The organism is Roseateles chitinivorans (assembly GCF_050632145.1).
Taxonomy (GTDB): Bacteria; Pseudomonadota; Gammaproteobacteria; order Burkholderiales; family Burkholderiaceae_C; genus Roseateles; species Roseateles chitinivorans_B.
The window spans coordinates 437,393-451,817 of record NZ_CP192577.1 but is presented as its reverse complement, the minus strand read 5'-3'; the positions used below and the strand labels follow the sequence as shown (position 1 = coordinate 451,817).

Genomic DNA, 14,425 nt, shown 5'->3' with positions numbered 1-14,425 from the left:
GGCGGCCGGGGGGCTGCACCTGGCGCGAGGCGGTGAGTGGGAAGGAGTTCATGGCCGCGGACGGGGTCGATGAGGGCGATGCCGGGCGCTCAGGCAGCGCGCACGAAGTCGACTGCCTGAAGAAGCACCTGGCCGCAGGCGCGCCGACGTTCGATGCCCCGGGCGATCAGTTCGGCGGGATCGGGGGCAGCGGGCGCTTCGTGCGCCAGGGCGGCTTCCATGTGGGCCGCCAGCGACGCCGCGTTGCCCGCCTCGAAGAAGGTGACGCCGGGTTCGTCGATCTCGGTGTTGACCGGGATATCGGAAACGATGGATCGCTGGCCGACGGCGACTGCGTCGAAGACCGCGCCACCGCCGGGCCCGCCTTCGAACAGGGTCGGTTGAACCAGGGCGACGGCACCACGCAGCAGTGCGAGCTGGTCCAGCTTGGGGATCAGTCCCAACGCCAGGATGCGGTCCGCCACGCCGTCCCGGTCCGCCTGACGCATCAGTTCGTCGAAGTGGCCCGGGAAGCGATGGTCGCTGGTCGCGCCCGTGCAGACCAGCTGAAGTTCCGGATGACGCGCTGACAAGGCGGCGAAGGCCTTGAATGCCGTGCCGTGGTCCTTGTGCTTCCAGAACTGGTTGCAGACGATGAAATAGCGGCCTCCCACGCCATGGCGGCGGCGGGCGTCGGCGACGTCCACGGAGAACGCGTCGCCGCCCGGTGCCGGGCTGAACGGCATCGCGAACACCTTCGCACGGCGTCGAGGGTAGTACTGCTCGATGTCCTTCACCACGTCCCGCGCGTTGACGATCACCGCCGTCGCGTTGTCCAGCATGCGCCCGAATTCGACGTCGCGCTTGACACGTTCTTCACCGGTGAAGAATTGAGGGAGATGCTTGTGTTGGAAGTCGAAGACATAGCCGACCCATGGCGTCCCGTCGGCCGGTTGCGGCGCAATGGCGGGCAGCAGGGCGTCGAGCCGGAGACGGGCGGTGGCCCGGGCGAGCGCGCGCGGGCCGATGTCGATCATGTGCAGGATGGCGCCGGTGCCGGCCAAGGCCCGCTCGAGGTGGGCGGGCTGGGGACGGTGTGCCGCCATGTTCGGGCGTCCCAGCAGTCCGTTGGCGGCGTCGCGCAGGTTGCGTGCCATCACCAGGGGGCCGCGCATGGGTGCCAGCACGTGCAGCTCCAGCGTGGCGTCCGCGTGGTGCAGGCCTGTCGCGATGCCGCGCAGGAAATCCAGGCCGCCGCCCCAACTCGCGAAGCCGTGGGCGAGCAGGCCGAGTCGTCGGGGTCGGGCGACGGCGGCACGGTGCGATGCGTGGTCGGACGTCACGCGGCGCCCGTCTGTTCCAGGTGCGCGCGGCACGACGCGCGGAAGTGCTGGATCTTGGCCTCGCTCCGGCTGGCGAATCGCAGCGGGTCGGTGCTCCAGGACGTGCGCGGCATGCGCTTGCAGACGGCGTGATCCTCGTCGAAGACCTGACGGTTCACCTGCGCGGTCGAGGCGAAGAACGATTCCAGTGCGGCGGCGGCTTGCGCGTCGCGCAGCGGCGCGGTCAGCAGGCGGCTGCTGAAGCTCGTGGTGTCCTGCTGCCCGTCGCGCGGGAAGAAGCTCTGCAGCGAGTACGAGTAGCCGTAGGTCGAGGAGAGCATCGTGAAGGGGAACAGGTACAGGCTCATGTAGCCCTCGTACCCGTAGTCGATCGTGAAGAAGCGGCGCAGGGCGCTCAGCTGCTTGCGCAACCGGGCGTTGCCCACGGGCGCCTTCCACACCGAGTTCAGCCCCATGAAGAGGTTCTCGCCGTCCTCCAGCTCGAGCTTGGACAGGGTCTGGGGATGGATCAGCGAGATGTGATCGGGCTCCAGCGCGTTCTCGACGGCCAGCGGCCAGTAGCAGTCGTAGACGTACTGGTTGACGTCGGCGCTGGCGCCGATGTTGAACGAGATGTTCTCCAGGATCTCGGCCGCGTCGCCGAGCTGGTCGTACAGCGTCTGCCGCGGGGTCACCGCGAAGAACAGGAAGTCGCCGCACCAGTCGGCGTCGAAGGTGGCGAGCCGGGCCTTGTCGAGCTCGCAGCCGGGATAGTTCTCGCGATGCGGCACGATGATCTGGCCGCGCGCATAGGTCCAGCCGTGGTACGAGCAGGTCGCCGGCTGGTTGCCGTGGGTGCCCGTGTACATGAGCGCGCCGCGGTGCGGGCAGCGGTTGTCGTAGACCACCAGGTCGTTGCCGTCGTTGAACACGACGACGTCGCCGATGCAGGTCTCGAAGCGCAGGAAGTCGCCGGGCTGGGGCAGCTCGTTGCGATGGCACAGCAGGTGCCAGTAGTCCCGCATCAGGGATTGGTCGAGGTCCATCACAGCTGCTTGGCAGGGGGCGCGTACATGACTGCGTCGGCCTTGACGCTGCGCATGATCAGCGCGCCCGCGCCGACCTTGGCGCGTTCGCCGATCTTGACGCCCGGGAGCACCTTGGCGCCGGTGCCGAAGAAAGCCTCTTCGCCGACAGCGACGCGGCCGGTCAGGTCGACGTGCGCGCTCAGCGTCGAATAGGCGCCCAACTGCACGTCGTGACCGACGCTGCTCATCGCATTGATCGCGACGAAGTCCCCGACCGCGGCGTCCGCCGAGATCAGCGCGAACGGGCACACCGTCACACCTTCGCCCAGCCGCGCCGAGCCCGCGATCACCGCGGACGGGTGGATCACCGTCGCGAACTGCGCACCCTTGGCCTTGAGTTCCGCGGCGACCCGGCGCTTGGCGTCCGGGTTGGCGATCGCCATGACCAGCAGTTCGCCGGGTTCCGGTGCGTAGTCTTCGACGCGGCCGCGGTAGGCCAGGGTGTAGGGGAAGCCGGAGAGTGAGTCCGGCGTGGCGTCCAGGAACGCCGTCAGCGGCGGCAGCCGGCCGGCGGTCGTTGCATCGGCGATCCAGTTGATGAGCTCGCGGGCATAGGCGCCGCAGCCCACCAGGGTCAGGGAGGTGGCGTTCATTTGCAGAGGTAGCCGCCGTCGACGGCCATGGTTGTGCCGGTGATCCAGCGGCCGGCGGGACCGAGCAGGTACACCACGGCGCTGGCGATGTCGCCGGGCTCGCCAAAGCCCAGCAGGTGGCTGGACGCGTAGGCGTCGACCACCTCCTGGGCGGCCCCCTGGGTGATGCGGTCGTGCATCGGCGTCTGTACGGCGCCGGCCGCGATGGCGTTGACCCGGATGCCGCGTGGGGCGAACTCGCACGCCAGCGAGCGCACCATGCCTTCGACGGCGGCGCGGCTGGCCGAATAGGCGGCCATGCCGACCTTGCCGGCCGATCCGGCCACCGAGGACATGAACACCAGTGCGCCGCCGTCCACCATCACGCCCTTCTGTCCCGCGGCGCGGGCCAGGCCCGCGGCGGCGAAGAAGGCGCTGCCGAAGGCTTCGTCGAACTGGGCCTGCTTGCTCATGCGGATCGGGCGCAGCAGTTCGGTGCCCGCGGCGTGGAAGATGCCGTTCAACGGGCCGTGCTGCTGGGCCAGGTCCTTGGCCCAGTCGGCGGTGGCGTCGGCGTTGCCCAGCTCCTGCACGCAGGCGACGTGACCGGTGCCGGACCATGACGCGATCGCGGCCTGCAACCGCTCGGCGTTGCGGCCGGCGCCCAGCACCTGGCCGCCGCAGGCGGCGATCAGTTCGGCGGCCGCGCGGCCCAGGCCCGACGAGGCGCCGGTGATGAGGAAACGCTGGCCGGCCAGCAGGTCATTCTTGAAGATGTTCACCGACATGCGTCAGACCTCGATCGTGTCGACCACGCGCAGCGGGCCGATGTCCAGACAGGCAGATGCCCAGGAATAGCCGACGCCGAAGCCGAACAGGCCCAGCCGGTGCGACCGCTCGCGCAGGGCCGCCTTGAGCTTGGTCGTCATCAGCAGCGGAATCGACGCCGAGCTGGTGTTGCCATACTCGTCGATGTTGAGCGGCGCCTGGTCCGGAGACAGCTTCGCCTTCTTGATCAGGTGCTTCAGCATGAACTGGTTGGCCTGATGGAACAGATAGTAGTCCGGCGTCCGGCCGTCCACCGCGCCGAGCTCCACGGTGCGCGCCACCAGCGGGGGACGGACCGCAGCGTGAAATTGAAGATCTCGCCGCCGTCCATGTACAGCGCGTCGCCCGCGCGGCCCGCCAGACGGCTGTCGCCGCAGGCCATGTAGTCGCGGAAGCCCCCGGTGGGCACGATCAGGTTTTTCACACCCTGGCCGTCGCTGCCCAGGATGAACTGGCAGGCGCCGGCATCCTCGCCGGCTTCCAGCGCGGTGGCCGTGCCGGCGTCGCCGAACAGCAGCGCGGTGGCGCGGTCGCCGGGATCGACGATGCGGCTGATCGTGTCGCCGACAGCCAGCAGCACGCGGCGTGCCGCGCCGGTCTGGATCATCGTCATGCCCAGCCACAGCGCGTAGGGGTATCCGGAGCAGCCCAGGTTGATGTCGAAGGCGATGCAGGCGGGGCCGATGCCCAGGTCGGCCTGCAGGGCGCAGGCCGTGGGCGGCAGGCGGAAGTCCGGCGTCTGGGAGACGAAGATCAGCGCGTCGACCGAGTCTGCTTCCCAGCCCAGGTCCGACAGCAGACGCTGCGCCGCGAAGCGGCACAGGTCGCGCGTGGTGGTGTCCCCGTCCACCTGGCGGCGGGACTGCACGCCGATCATCTTCACCACATCGGCAACGCCAGCTTCGCCGAACGTGCCGACAAAATCATCGTTCCCACGCACCTTGGCAGGCACGCAGGAGACGACACCGACGACGCGCCCGCCGGTGGTGCGGGCTTCCCTGCCGATGGCCTGGCTCATGATCAGCCCTTCTTGGCGGCTTCGACCAGCGCCTCGATGTCGCTCACCGTCGCGCAGGCCGTCAGGGCCTGGCCGTTGAGCATGACGCTGAAGCAGTCATCCACCAGCGCGATCACCGACACGACGGCCAGCGAATCCCAGGCGGCCTCGGCGCTGTGCAGATCGAAGGCGGGATTGATGGCCGATTCGTCGACTTCCAGGATCTCGGCAATGCCCGCGTAGAACTCGCTCATTTTTCACTTCCTTGAATGGTAAGAATGCAAGCGGACCATGACAGTCCGACCCCGAAGCCGATCAGCATCAGGCGCTTGGTGGTGTTGAACTGACCCTGCTTCAGCATCGCATGCAGCGTCAGCGGAATGGTGGAGGAGACGGTGTTGCCCACCTCCTCGAGATGTACCGGCATCCGTTCCGCCGGGATCTTGAGCTTCTTTCGGAGCGACTCCAGCATGAAGCGGTTGGCCTGGTGCAGGACGAAGTGGTCGATGTCCTGGGCGGTCAGGCCAGCCTTGGACAGCAGCGCATCCATGGAGCGCGGCACCTCGCGCAGCGTGAAGGCCATGACCTCCGCGCCGTTCATGTAGAGGTGGTTGGCGGAGCGGACATTGTCCGACGCGTCGCTCACTTCCTCGGCCGACGCCGCATCGGCCGGGCGGCGGAACCCACCGGCCGGCACGATCAGGTGCTTGGCGCCGCTGCCGTCGGTGCCGAACACGAACGGGCCGATCGAGTCCCGCCCTGTCTCGTCCGCCAGCAGCGCCGTGGCCGTCGCGCCGTCGCCGAACAGGGTGCGCACGCTCTTGTCCATCGGATGGATGTACTTCGAGTACGTGTCCGCCGTCAGCAGCAGGATGCAGCGCGCCGCGCCGGTCTCGATCAGCCCCTTGGCCAGCGAGAGGCCGTAGACGTAGCCGGAACAGCCCAGGTTGACGTCGAGCGCGCCGGCGGATGTCGGAATCCCCAGGCGGTCCTGCAGGATGCAGGCGGTGGTGGGCAGGATGTGGTCGGGGGCCTGCGTGCACAGGATGACGAAGTCGACATCGGCCGGCCGGATGGCGCCCTGCTCGAAGAGCTTGCGCGCGGCGGCGAAGGCCAGGTCACCCGCCGTCTCGTCCGGCGCGGCGATGCCGCGGGACCGGATGCCCGTCTTCTCGAGGATCTTCTCGGCCGGCCACGCGGGATAGAGGGCCGCAAGGTCCTCGTTGGACAGCTTCCTTGCGGGATGTAGTCGGCGATGTCGGCGATCTTGGTGGTGACGGACATGGGCGGAGCTCCGGAATCCTGGCGGGTCGCTGATCAGCGGATCAGCGGCCGGCAGCGTAGAACGACCGGATGCTGCCGACGATCGTGTCGACTTTCTCGTCGGACAGGCCAGGCCAGCTCGGCAGGTTGATGCCGCGCCACGCCAGATCTTCCGCCACGCTGTGCTTGCGGTAGTTGTGTGCGTACATCGGCATCGTGTGCATCGGATAGAACAGCGGACGCGTCTCGATGCCGTCCTTGGCCAGGTGCTCGCGCAACGCGTCGCGCTGCTCCGCGCGCTCCACCAGGATCGAGAACATCCAGTAGCTGTGGACGGTGTCCGTCGCTTCCTTGTGCACCTCGACCGGCAGACCTTCCAGCGCCGCCGTGTAGCGGGCGGCGAGCGCGCGCTTGCGGTCGATGAACTCGTCCGCGCGCTCCAGCTGCGCCAGGCCGATCGCAGCCTGGATGTTGGTCATGCGGTAGTTGTAGCCGACCACGTCGTGCCAGTACTCGCGATGCGCGGCCAGGCCCTGGCCCTTCAGATGGCGGGCGCGCTCGATCAGCGTCTTGTCGTTGGAGACGACCATGCCGCCTTCACCGGTGGTGATCGTCTTGTTGCCGAAGAAGCTGAAGGTGGAGATGTCGCCGAAGGTGCCGACATGGCGGCCCTTGTACATCGTGCCGAAGGCTTCGGCGCAGTCCTCGACGAGGAAGAGGCGATGCTCCGCCGCGATCGTCGTCAGCGCGTCCATGTCGCAGGCCTGGCCGTACAGATGGACCGGCATGATCGCGCGCGTGCGCGGCGTGATGTGGCGGCGCACGTCTTCGGGGTCGATCTGCCAGCTGGAGCGGATGGAGTCGACGAATACCGGCTTGGCGCCGGTGTAGGCGACCGCATTCGCCGACGCGATGTAGGTCAGCGTGGGAACGATCACCTCGTCGCCGGGGCCGATCCCCAGGGCCATCAGGGCCAGATGCAGCGCGACGGTGCCGTTGGAGACGGAGGCGGCATGTTCCACGTCGATCCGTTCCGCGAAACGCTGCTCGAACTCGGTCACGAAGCGCCCGCGCGACGAGATCCAGGACGTGTCCAGGCACTCGTTGACGTACTTCTTCTCGTTGCCGCCCAGATCGGGTTGATAGATGGGAATGCTGTACTTGCTCACGGCACTAGTCCTTGCTTTTGAAAATGCGCCTGAAGACGTAGATCTGGCCCGGGATCGAGATGACCGAATAGGCCACCAGGGTCGCCAGCACGGATCCGGTCGTCCCGAACCGGGGCGTCAGGATCCACTTGATGCCGAAGGCGGTCGCCGCCATGACGATGGCGAAGATCACCTGCAGGCGCAGGATGTTGGCGCCGTTCATGTAGGCCGCGGTCGCGGCCGACACGGCGTCGACGATGGTCCATGCGGACAGCACTGCCAGCAGCCCCCAGCTCGGCGTCCAGGACACCTTGAGCCAGTGCGACATGAACCAGGGCATGGCGGCCGACAGCAGCGCCGTGCCGACGAGCGCGACGAGGGCCGCGACGACCATCGTGCGCTGAAGCACGCGGACCGCCCAGGCCGTGTTGTTGCTGGCGATCGCGTCGCCGAAGGCGGGCCACAGTCCGACCATCGCCGCGTTCATCACCATGGAGATGAACAGGAACAGCCGCTGCACGACCGCGAAGTCGCCATAGGCCTGTTGGCCGAGGGTCTGCGTGATGACGATCGAGTCGGACTGGAACGCGAACGCCGCAGCCATCTGGAGGATGAAGAACAGGCTGCCTGTGCGAAGCAGTCCGCCCATCGTGTCGACGTGCAGCGCGCCGAGCCAGCCTCTCCCCAGCAGGCCGCTGCGGCACAGGTAGATGACCGTGTTGGCGATGTTGACCGCCGCCTGCACCCCCAGCGTCGCCATCACCAGTGCGGGCAGTCCGCCGCCGTGATGCAGCGTCAGGGGCACGGCGATCAGCACCAGCACGGCGTTGGCGAATTGCGCGATGCCGTTCCAGTAGCCCTGCTGCATGCCCAGCTGCACCCGCTGGACCAGGCTGGCCGGAATGTTGATCGCGAGCACGGCGGCAAAGACATGCAGGGCCTGCAGGACTTCCGCGCGGTTGGCCTCCTGGATGGCGCCGGCGACGAGGGTCGGCGCCGGGCTCAGTTGCGTCCACAGCAGCCAGAGCAGGTACACCGCCACCCCGACCAGGCCGGTGCACACGTAGCCCGAGACCAGGACGCGTCGCAGCGCGACGGCGTCCCCGGACGCTTTCGCCTGCGTGGTCTTGTTCAGCACACCGTTGCCGATGCCCAGGTCCGCGAAGGCCATGAAGCCCAGGAGTGCGCTCAGCATCATCCAGACGCCGAAGAGTTCAGGATCCAAGGTGCGGCGAGCCATGGGCAAGGTGACCAGCACCGCGATACCCATGCCGAAACGGCCGAGATAGCTGGCGCCGGCGGTCGCGATCACGCGCAACAGCCTTGCATCCATGGTCGCGAGCTTTGCCCGCAACATCGCCGCGTTCAGGCTCATTCGTTGTAGTCGTAAGCCTGGAATCCCGCCGACTTGACCAGGCTGTCGCGCTTGGCGGCCTGATAGTCGGCTTCCACCATCTCGGCCACCAGCTCGCGCAGCGCTGGTCTTGGGCGTCCAGCCCAGCTTCTCCTTGGCCTTGGTCGGGTCACCCAGCAGCGTCTCGACTTCCGTCGGACGGTAGTAGCGCGGGTCGACCTTGACGATGACGTCGCCGACCTTGCAGTAGGCGCGCGCGGCATCGGCGACGCTCGTCACGGTGCCGATCTCCTGTTCGCCTTCGCCGGTGAACGTCAGGCCGATGCCCAGCTCGTTGCAGGCGAACTCGACGAACTGGCGCACCGAGTACTGCACGCCGGTGGCGATGACGAAGTCCTCGGGCTGGTCCTGCTGCAGCATCATCCACTGCATCTCGACGTAGTCCTTGGCGTGACCCCAGTCGCGCAGCGCGCTCATGTTGCCCAGGTACAGGCAGTCCTGCAGACCCAGCGCGATGCGCGCGATCGCACGGGTGATCTTGCGGGTCACGAAGGTCTCGCCGCGCAGCGGGCTCTCGTGGTTGAACAGCACGCCGTTGCAGGCGTACATGCCGTAGGCCTCGCGGTAGTTCACCGTGATCCAGTAGGCATACATCTTGGCCACCGCGTACGGGCTGCGCGGATAGAAGGGCGTCGTCTCCTTCTGCGGAATCTCCTGCACCAGGCCGTAGAGCTCGGACGTCGAGGCCTGGTAGAAGCGGGTCTTCTTCTCCAGGCCCAGGATGCGGATGGCCTCCAGGATGCGCAGCGTGCCGATGCCGTCGGCATTGGCCGTGTACTCGGGCGTCTCGAAGCTGACCGCCACGTGGCTCATCGCGGCCAGGTTGTAGATCTCGTCCGGCTGCACCTGCTGGATGATGCGGATCAGGTTGGTGCTGTCGGTCAGGTCGCCGTAATGCAGCTTGAAGCGCTGGTTGTTGACGTGCGGGTCCTGGTACAGGTGGTCGACACGGTCGGTGTTGAAGAGGCTGGCGCGGCGCTTGATGCCGTGCACCTCATAGCCCTTGTCCAGCAGCAGCTCGGCCAGATAGGCGCCATCCTGGCCCGTGATACCCGTGATCAGGGCGACTTTGCGTTGAGTCATGGTTCGTTCTTCTGAAAGGGATGACGGAAGGGTCAGGCGCGGAAGGGCGCGCTGTCGTAGGCCTTGCGGATGCCGTCGCGCAGGCCGGTGGTGGCGCGCCAGCCCAGGGCGGCAAGCCGTCCGACGTCCAGCAGCTTGCGCGGCGTGCCGTCGGGTTTGGTGCTGTCGTAGACGATGCGGCCGGAGAAGCCCACCGTCTCCATCACGATCTCCGCCAGCTCGCGGATCGTCACATCCTCGCCGGTGCCGACGTTGAGCAGCGGGCCCGCGTAACCCTGCTTCATCAGGAACACGCAGGCGTCCGCCAGGTCGTCGACGTACAGGAACTCGCGCCGCGGCGTGCCCGATCCCCAGACCACGTACTCGGCGTCGCCGCGGGCCTTGGCCTCATGGGCCTTGCGCAGCAGCGCCGGCAGCACGTGGCTGTTGGCCAGGTCGTAGTTGTCGTTGGGGCCGTAGAGATTGGTCGGCATGACGCTGACGTACTCGCGGCCATACTGGCGGTTGTAGCTTTCCGCCAGCTTGATGCCGGCGATCTTGGCGATGGCGTAGGGCTCGTTGGTCGGCTCCAGCGGGCCGGTCAGGAGGTAGTCCTCCTTGATCGGCTGCGGGCAGTCGCGCGGGTAGATGCAGCTCGAGCCCAGGAACATCAGCCGCTGCACGCCAGCCAGGTGCGCGCCGTGGATCAGGTTCGCCTCGATCATGAGGTTCTGGTACAGGAAGTCCGCGCGGTACAGGTTGTTGGCCTGGATGCCGCCGACCTTGGCCGCGGCGATGAAGACGTAGTCCGGCTGCTCGGCGGCCATGAACGCGGTGACCGCGCGCTGGTCGAGCAGATCGAGCTGTTCACGCGAGCGTGTCACCACGTTGGCATAGCCCTGGGCATTGAGCTGGCGCACCAGCGCGCTGCCCACCATGCCGCGATGGCCCGTCACGAAGATCTTGGCGTTGGTATTCATTCGCTCGATTGTTCTGAACGGATCTCCTGGCGAAGCGCCGAGATCTCTTGTTGGAGTTGCTCGAACTCGCGCTCCTTGCGATCAAGGAAGGCGCGGGCCAGCCGCAGTTTGGCACTCGCCCCGGACGGGGTGAGCAGGTAGGCATACGCCCACTTGTTGTCCGCACGGCGGAAGTTGTTGACCTTCACCCAGCCACGTTCGACCACCGCCTTGAGGCAGTAGTTGACCTTGCCGACGCTCACGCCCATGCGCTCCGCGAGGGCGCGCTGGTTGGTGTTCTCCTGCTCGCCGATCTGGCGCAGGATCTCGTAGTCAAGGTCGTCGTGAGGGGGCAGGGACTCGGGCATGCCATCCGTTCAATCGTTGAACGGGTGCGACTCTAGCATGCCTGTCGCCCGTTTTCTCTCCGGCGTGGAGCGGATGCGACAGGCCCGGGTCAGGCGCGCCTGCTCCTGAGTGCCGCGTCCAGCGCCTCGAACTTGGAGGCGCTGGACGGGTCGTTGCGCGCGGAGCGCCACAGCAGCCTCGTGACCAGTCCCAGTATCAGCAGCAGCAGGCTGCCGAACGCCGTGCCCAACGCGATCACGCCGCGGCGCGGCTTGCTCTTGTGTTCCGGCGGGGTGGCCTCGTCGATCACCTGGATCACCGAACCGTCGCGGGCCTCGTCCAGGCGCGCCGCTTCGAATTGCTTGGAGAGCAGTTCGTACAAGGTTTCCTGGTACTTGAAATCGCGATAGCGCCCCAGGTAGTTCGAATCGTTCTTCGATTCTCCGGCGCTGGCTTCCAACCGTGCGACCTGCCCACGCAAGGCGCCGACCATGGCGGCCTGCTGCTGCATGACCGGAGAGTTGTCCGCCATGCTGGATCGCATGGTCTGCAGGCGCACTTCAGCCGAGGTCAGTTCAGCCTGGATGCGGGCATACGCTTCCGCCGCGGACTTGGGTTCCGCCTTGACCGCGCTGGCATTGAATCCGACTTCCTGAAGACGCGCCTGCGCACGATCGAGATTCTCCCGTGCCTGCTTCATCTCCTGCTCGAAGAACATGCGACGCTGCTGCGATTCGGTCAGTGCAAGCGCCCCGGTCAGGCGGCGCAATTCCGCGACGTACTGATTCGCCATGGCGGCGGCCATCTTCGGATCCTCGGCATCGACCTCGATCGTGATGAGGCCGTCCTTCTTGCCCAGGGTGACCCGGGTGTTGTCCTCCAGCTGCTTGCGGGCGCCCGAACGGAATTTGGACTCGTAAAGCGCCATCAGCTTGAAACGGTCGATCAGGCGGTCCTCCACGTTGACGCTCTGCAGCAGGGCGACGAACTGGTCCCCCGGCGTCTTGATGCCGCCGGAAAGCCCTGCCAGACCGCCCAGGGCGCCCAGCGACGCCAGGGCGGAGGTGGCCGAGCTCTGGCCTTGCTGCGGCGGGATGAACACCGTCTTGGCGGTGTAGATCGGCGTCATCAGGTAGGTCGCCCCCAGCGCCAGCGCTCCGGCGAGGAGGGGGTGAGGACCAGCATCTTGCGATGGCGGGCCAGGGTGGCCAGGATGTCCAGGATGGCGATGTCGTCGCCGTCGTCGACCGGCCGGGTCGACGCGACGCTGGGATCGGAATGCGTTGCGCTCACGAAAGGCTCCGGCGGTAGGGTCAGTTCTTGATCGTCTGCAGCGCCGCGATGCCCAGGCCGAAGTTGGCCAGGATCTGCGTCCAGTCCTTCGCGTCCTGGATGAACGTGGACTTGTTCATCTCTTCAGGCACGAACACCGTGTCGCCGGGCAAGGCCTGCAAGCCCGCCAGATTCGAGCCGTAGCCCAGCCAGCCGCTGCTCGACTGGCGGGCGCTCACGACCGTGCCGTTGGCGCGGATCACGAAGGCGCCGCTGGCATCCGCGCCGCGCGTGGGGCCGCCCGCGAGCTTCATCATCTCGTCGACCGAGGCGCCATCCTTCAGCAGGAAGGCGCCGGCGTTGAAGACGCTGCCGAACACGCCCACCGTCGTGGGCCTGGACGGCAGCAGCAGCCGGTCGCCGTCCTCGACCGTCAGCATCGGCAACTGGCGCGCATCGGGCTCCAGCTGCAGCACCACGCGACCGGTCGGCTTCACCGCGCGCAGGCGCTGCACCAGCCGTTCGGTGCCGGCGGCACGCTGCGCATTGCCGGCCGCCTCGTCCGCCGTCGTGGCGCGCTGCGTGCTGCTGTACTTGGTGAACTCCGTCTCCAGGTCGCGCAGCGCCCGGTCGTAGTTCTCCTGCTGCGACTGCTTCACGCTTTCGCGCGAGAAGTCGGTGCCGAAGACGTACGCCTGCGGCGTCAGCCCGCCTGCCGCGGCGATCGCGTCCTGCAGCGTGCTTGCGGGCGGGAGCACGTACTCGCCGGGACGGGCGACCTCGCCTTCCACCGTCACGCGCTTGTACTGCTTGCCCAATGGCAGCAACGCGTTGACGCTGCTGAAGGCGCGGAGCACGTCGCCGTTGCTGGCAACGGTCTTCTGCTGCGCCGGCAGTTCCAGCTCACGCACCCGGCGGTCGTTGCGTTCGCTCAACTGCTCGATCGACACGCGTGAGCGGTCGGCGACGGCGCTGAAGCCGCCGGCCATCGACAGCACGTCGTCCACCGTCTCGCCCGGCTTGAGTTCGACGATCGACTGCCGGTTCACGCTGCCCAGCATGGCCACCTGCGGTCCGATCGGTCCGATGTGGATCACGTCTTCGGCCTGCAGCGCGCGGTCGCTGGCCTTGTCGCCCTTGAGCAGCAGGTCGTAGGCGTCGAAGTTGGCGACGACCTGGCCGTTGCGGCGCAGTTCGATCTGGCGGAAGCTGCCCGCCGCGGACGGGCCGCCGGCGCGGATCAGGCCGTTGACGATCGTGGCGAGGCTGCTGACCGTGTAGGCGCCGGGCTTTGCGGTGAAGCCGGTGACGTAGATGCGGATCGTGCGCAGCTTGCCCAGCGACGTGCTGACCTGGAAGTTCTTGAACACCTGGGCGAAGCGGGCGCGCACGACGTCGTTCAGGTCGCCGTAGCGTACGCCCGCCACCAGCACGGGGCCGACGCGGGGGATCGTGATGCGGCCGGCGCGGTCGACGGTCAGGCGCAGGTCGGCATCGACGGAGCCCCAGGCTGTGACCTGGACTTCATCGCCGACGCCGATCAGGTAGTCCGCCGGGGCCTGGCGCGGGCCGTCGGCTTCGCCGTTCGGGCCGCGCTGTTCGTCCAGCATGAGGTCCGTGCCGATCCGGCGGATCACCATGTCGGGCGTGATCACCTTGGTCTGCGCGAAGTTCGATGCCTGCTGCTGCGTGCGCGACGCCTGATCGGACGCGTCGAGATCGACCCGCCTCAGTTGCTCGACGACGTCCGGATCCTTCAGGTCGATGCCGAGCAGCTTGTTGACGTAGAGCTCGAATTCGCCCGGCACATATTTGTTCTTCCTGATCCGCTGATCGGACTGCTGGATCGTGGCCTGCGACGCGTCCTGCGACGTCGAGCGGCTGGTCGGGTTGAGTCGCACGGGGCCGCCGATGTCGGATGACTCGAACATCGACTGCGCCTGCGAGCCCGAGGTCTGCGCCCGGAGCGGCGCCGTCATCAGGCAGCCCGCAAGCAGGGACAACGCGAGACGCGAGGCGAGGCTGGAGGAGGGGCGGGCGGACGTGGGGGTCGTCGTGGCCGGGGAGAGGGCGCGGTGGGCGCAATGTTCCATGCGTGATCTCGTCTCAGATGAACGAGGCCGTCAGCGACGGGCCTGATGACCAGGGCGTCGGAGCGACCAGCGGCGCATTC

At 67.4% G+C, this 14,425-nt stretch carries 12 protein-coding genes and 3 pseudogenes; all 15 read right to left on the bottom strand.

Features of this window, described 5'->3' with window-relative positions; translation table 11 throughout:
- Positions 1-89: 89 nt before the first annotated feature.
- Entirely contained in the window at positions 90-1,322 is a 1,233-nt protein-coding gene (locus tag ACQ86G_RS02120) for a glycosyltransferase (RefSeq protein WP_431259094.1), read from the bottom strand.
- Positions 1,319-2,347 (bottom strand): aromatic ring-hydroxylating oxygenase subunit alpha, encoded by a 1,029-nt coding sequence (locus ACQ86G_RS02115; protein ID WP_431259093.1) that lies wholly within the window; start codon positions 2,345-2,347, stop codon positions 1,319-1,321. The genes ACQ86G_RS02120 and ACQ86G_RS02115 overlap by 4 nt, the downstream gene beginning before the upstream one ends.
- Positions 2,347-2,982, bottom strand: a complete 636-nt coding sequence (locus tag ACQ86G_RS02110; RefSeq protein ID WP_431259092.1) for an acetyltransferase — start codon at positions 2,980-2,982, stop codon at positions 2,347-2,349. Before ACQ86G_RS02110 ends, ACQ86G_RS02115 begins: the two co-directional genes overlap by 1 nt.
- Positions 2,979-3,737: an SDR family NAD(P)-dependent oxidoreductase gene (locus tag ACQ86G_RS02105; protein ID WP_431261313.1), complete on the bottom strand. Its 759-nt coding sequence runs from the start codon at positions 3,735-3,737 to the stop codon at positions 2,979-2,981. Before ACQ86G_RS02105 ends, ACQ86G_RS02110 begins: the two co-directional genes overlap by 4 nt.
- 15 nt (positions 3,738-3,752) lie before the next feature.
- Positions 3,753-4,807, bottom strand: a pseudogene (locus ACQ86G_RS02100) (ketoacyl-ACP synthase III).
- Between the two features lie 2 nt (positions 4,808-4,809).
- Positions 4,810-5,040 (bottom strand): acyl carrier protein, encoded by a 231-nt coding sequence (locus ACQ86G_RS02095; protein WP_431259091.1) that lies wholly within the window; start codon positions 5,038-5,040, stop codon positions 4,810-4,812.
- Positions 5,037-6,070: pseudogene (locus tag ACQ86G_RS02090) on the bottom strand (ketoacyl-ACP synthase III). The gene ACQ86G_RS02095 and the pseudogene ACQ86G_RS02090 overlap by 4 nt, the downstream one beginning before the upstream one ends.
- Positions 6,071-6,111: 41 nt before the next feature.
- Positions 6,112-7,218, bottom strand: coding sequence for a DegT/DnrJ/EryC1/StrS family aminotransferase (locus ACQ86G_RS02085; protein WP_431259090.1), 1,107 nt, complete (start codon positions 7,216-7,218; stop codon positions 6,112-6,114).
- A 4-nt stretch (positions 7,219-7,222) separates the two neighbouring features.
- Entirely contained in the window at positions 7,223-8,467 is a 1,245-nt protein-coding gene (locus ACQ86G_RS02080; RefSeq protein WP_431261312.1) for a lipopolysaccharide biosynthesis protein, read from the bottom strand.
- Positions 8,468-8,568: 101 nt separating this feature from the next.
- A pseudogene (gmd, locus tag ACQ86G_RS02075) lies at positions 8,569-9,694 on the bottom strand (GDP-mannose 4,6-dehydratase).
- A gap of 32 nt (positions 9,695-9,726) precedes the next feature.
- Positions 9,727-10,653 carry a GDP-L-fucose synthase family protein gene (locus ACQ86G_RS02070; RefSeq protein ID WP_431259089.1) on the bottom strand — a complete coding sequence of 309 codons (927 nt, stop codon included), beginning with the start codon at positions 10,651-10,653 and terminating at the stop codon, positions 9,727-9,729.
- Positions 10,650-11,000 carry a MarR family EPS-associated transcriptional regulator gene (locus ACQ86G_RS02065; protein ID WP_431259088.1) on the bottom strand — a complete coding sequence of 117 codons (351 nt, stop codon included), beginning with the start codon at positions 10,998-11,000 and terminating at the stop codon, positions 10,650-10,652. Before ACQ86G_RS02065 ends, ACQ86G_RS02070 begins: the two co-directional genes overlap by 4 nt.
- 89 nt (positions 11,001-11,089) lie before the next feature.
- On the bottom strand, positions 11,090-12,109 hold the full coding sequence (locus ACQ86G_RS02060) for a lipopolysaccharide biosynthesis protein (RefSeq protein WP_431259087.1): 1,020 nt from the start codon (positions 12,107-12,109) through the stop codon (positions 11,090-11,092).
- Positions 12,109-12,273 carry a hypothetical protein gene (locus ACQ86G_RS02055; RefSeq protein ID WP_431259086.1) on the bottom strand — a complete coding sequence of 55 codons (165 nt, stop codon included), beginning with the start codon at positions 12,271-12,273 and terminating at the stop codon, positions 12,109-12,111. Before ACQ86G_RS02055 ends, ACQ86G_RS02060 begins: the two co-directional genes overlap by 1 nt.
- A gap of 20 nt (positions 12,274-12,293) precedes the next feature.
- Positions 12,294-14,231: an SLBB domain-containing protein gene (locus tag ACQ86G_RS02050; RefSeq protein ID WP_431259085.1), complete on the bottom strand. Its 1,938-nt coding sequence runs from the start codon at positions 14,229-14,231 to the stop codon at positions 12,294-12,296.
- Positions 14,232-14,425: the final 194 nt, after the last annotated feature.

Coding starts and splice junctions, on each gene's coding strand:
- ACQ86G_RS02115 (WP_431259093.1), bottom strand. CDS start 2,347: ATGGACCTCGACCAATCCCTGATGCGGGACTACTGGCACCTGCTGTGC.
- ACQ86G_RS02110 (WP_431259092.1), bottom strand. CDS start 2,982: ATGAACGCCACCTCCCTGACCCTGGTGGGCTGCGGCGCCTATGCCCGC.
- ACQ86G_RS02095 (WP_431259091.1), bottom strand. CDS start 5,040: ATGAGCGAGTTCTACGCGGGCATTGCCGAGATCCTGGAAGTCGACGAA.
- ACQ86G_RS02080 (WP_431261312.1), bottom strand. CDS start 8,467: ATGGGTATCGCGGTGCTGGTCACCTTGCCCATGGCTCGCCGCACCTTG.
- ACQ86G_RS02070 (WP_431259089.1), bottom strand. CDS start 10,653: ATGAATACCAACGCCAAGATCTTCGTGACGGGCCATCGCGGCATGGTG.
- ACQ86G_RS02065 (WP_431259088.1), bottom strand. CDS start 11,000: ATGCCCGAGTCCCTGCCCCCTCACGACGACCTTGACTACGAGATCCTG.
- ACQ86G_RS02060 (WP_431259087.1), bottom strand. CDS start 12,109: ATGACGCCGATCTACACCGCCAAGACGGTGTTCATCCCGCCGCAGCAA.
- ACQ86G_RS02050 (WP_431259085.1), bottom strand. CDS start 14,231: ATGACGGCGCCGCTCCGGGCGCAGACCTCGGGCTCGCAGGCGCAGTCG.